At 57.0% G+C, this 542-nt stretch carries 1 protein-coding gene; it reads left to right on the top strand.

The genetic code is table 11. The annotated features are described in order from the left end of the window. On the top strand, positions 1–311 hold a 311-nt coding region (locus tag AWU74_RS07720; RefSeq protein ID WP_162505051.1), incomplete at its 5' end, for a tape measure protein. Positions 312–542: the final 231 nt, after the last annotated feature.

Here is a 542-nt window from a genome sequence, read left to right on the forward strand (position 1 = left end):
TCGACGACGCCGCGCAGGGAAGCAGTGAAAAATTCGAGCGCCTTGCGCAGAACTTTCAGCAGATAACGGCGGTCAGGGAGGCGAGCGCGGCAAACCTGAAGCGCTTCGCAAAAGACAACGTGCCGATATACGACGCGCTCTCAAAAGCGCTCGGCGTGTCGAAAGACAAGCTGAAAGACATGGTATCGGCGTGGCGGAAATATCAAAAGCGTTCGAGGAGCTCACCAAAGAAGGCGGCGCGTTTTTCAACGGGCACACCGTGCTGGCGAACACGTTTGCCGGGGAAGTGGACGAAGCCGAAAAAGCGGTAACGCGCCTTAAAGCGGCGTTCGGTGAGACGATAATCGGCGACCTTGCGAAGAAGGCGTTTGAAGCGCTCGGCGGCGCGGCAAATTACGTGGCTTCGTCCATTGAACGCGCAACAAAGGCGGAGAGGGCGCGAAAAGCCGGCGGCGGCACCCCAGAACAGCAAGAGCTTCTTGCGAGAGAGCGATTGTTAGTTGTAAGCGACAATCTGAAAACGCTGTGGACTGATTACTACC

This window comes from Treponema endosymbiont of Eucomonympha sp., assembly GCF_001028545.1.